At 72.4% G+C, this 1,749-nt stretch carries 3 protein-coding genes; all 3 read left to right on the top strand.

Features of this window, described 5'->3' with window-relative positions; translation table 11 throughout:
- Nucleotides 1-234 precede the first annotated feature (234 nt).
- Nucleotides 235-726 (top strand): DUF2975 domain-containing protein, encoded by a 492-nt coding sequence (locus GTW43_RS04795; RefSeq protein ID WP_161300362.1) that lies wholly within the window; start codon nucleotides 235-237, stop codon nucleotides 724-726.
- Nucleotides 726-956, top strand: a complete 231-nt coding sequence (locus GTW43_RS04800; protein WP_161300363.1) for a helix-turn-helix transcriptional regulator — start codon at nucleotides 726-728, stop codon at nucleotides 954-956. Before GTW43_RS04795 ends, GTW43_RS04800 begins: the two co-directional genes overlap by 1 nt.
- A 238-nt stretch (nucleotides 957-1,194) precedes the next feature.
- On the top strand, nucleotides 1,195-1,749 hold a 555-nt coding region (locus GTW43_RS04805; protein WP_161300364.1), incomplete at its 3' end, for a PHB depolymerase family esterase.

Here is a 1,749-nt window from a genome sequence, read left to right on the forward strand (position 1 = left end):
ACGAACTCCCGGAACCCGGACAGGGCCCGGCCGTCGGTGAGGCCACCTTCCGCAACCTGCGGATGAGCGGCAACGCCGAGGACATCCGCAACACGACCAGCACCTTCAAGGTCAACGTGGAGTAGCCCGACCGGACACCACGACCGCGCACGGCGTGCGCCAGGCCCGCACCAGCTTGACGCCATCTATCGAAACTCGATAGATTCCCATCGTGATTCGATGGAAGGCGGGGTCGTGGGACGACTGACAGTGAACGCGCTGCGCACCGTGCTGGCGGTGGTGCTCGCCGGCACGGTGGGCGTGCAGGCGCTGATGGTGTGGGTGCTGGTGAGCGGGAGCGATCCGGAGGACGGATCGCTCCCGCTCACGCCGATGCGCCTGATCACCGTCGTCGGCATGGTGACCGTCCAGGTCGCCTCGGTGTGCGTGTGGCGCCTGGTGACGATGGTCCGGCGCGGCACCGTGTTCTCGCACGGAGCCTTCCGCTACGTGGACCGGATCATCGGCGCGATCGTGGCGGCCGCCCTCCTGTGGTTCGCCGTCACGGGCGTCAACGCCCCGGGCCAGCGGGAGGATCCGGGTGTCACCGTCGTGATGGCCGGGATCGGCGTCGCGATCCTGGGCGTGGCACTCCTCGTGCTCGTCCTGCGGACCCTGCTCGCCCAGGCGGTCGCGCGGGACGCCGAGGCCGTCCGGATGCAGGCGGAGCTGGACGAGGTGATCTGATGCCGATCACCGTCGACATCGACGTCATGCTGGCCCGGCGCAAGATGTCCGTGGGCGAGCTCGCGGACCGGGTGGGCATCACGCCCGCGAACCTGGCGGTGCTCAAGAACGGCCGCGCCAAGGCGGTGCGCTTCACGACCCTCGCGGCGCTCTGCGAAGTGCTCGAGTGCCAGCCCGGCGACCTGCTGCGCTGGGAGACGGCGGACGCCGCCGTCCCCGAGGACGCCTGACGACGGCCGCCCGCCCCGGAGCGTGACGCCCCGGGGCGGGCGGCCGTCCCGGTCCCTGCCACACCGGCCGACGGACGCGCCATGGGTGGGCGCACCACTGCGGGCCCGCCCCTCCTGGCTCGCCGGGCCGTGGTACCGGCCACCGCCCGGCCGTACGGTCCGCACCGAGGAAGCCGTCATCCCTGTGGGCGCAGCGGGCTCGCCGCCGCACCCGCAGCCCCACCCTCGGGAGTCACCCATGCGTTCCCCCACCCTGCCCCGCAGACTCGTCCACCTCGCGACGGCCGCGGCGCTCGTCCTCGCCGCCGCGCTGACCATGCTGTCCCCGCTGGCCGGCACCGCCCGTGCGGCGGGCGGCCTGGAGCAGATCACCGGCTTCGGCTCCAACCCCGGCAACCTGTCCATGTACGCGTACGAGCCCGCCGGACTCCCCGCCGGCGCCCCGCTCGTCGTGGCGATGCACGGCTGCACCCAGTCGGCGACCGACTACCACACGCACTCCGGCTGGCAGAAGTTCGCCGACGCGTGGGGCTTCGCCGTCGTCTACCCGCAGACGAGCTCGGCCAACAACAGCCTGTCCTGCTTCAACTGGTTCGATCCGAACGACGACACCCGGGGCAAGGGCGAGGCCGCCTCGGTCATCCAGATGGTCGACCACGCCGCGGCGCAGTACGGCACCGACCGCAGCCGGATCTTCCTGACGGGCCTGTCCGCGGGCGGCGGCATGACCGCCGACCTTCTCGCCGCCTACCCCGACGTGTTCGCGGGCGGCGCCGTCAACTCCGGCCCGCCC

The sequence above is a fragment of the Streptomyces sp. SID5785 genome, from assembly GCF_009870065.1.
GTDB lineage: Bacteria > Actinomycetota > Actinomycetes > Streptomycetales > Streptomycetaceae > Streptomyces.

Excerpts from the sequence above, each read along its gene's own strand:
- GTW43_RS04800 (WP_161300363.1), top strand. The coding sequence starts at position 726 with ATGCCGATCACCGTCGACATCGACGTCATGCTGGCCCGGCGCAAGATG.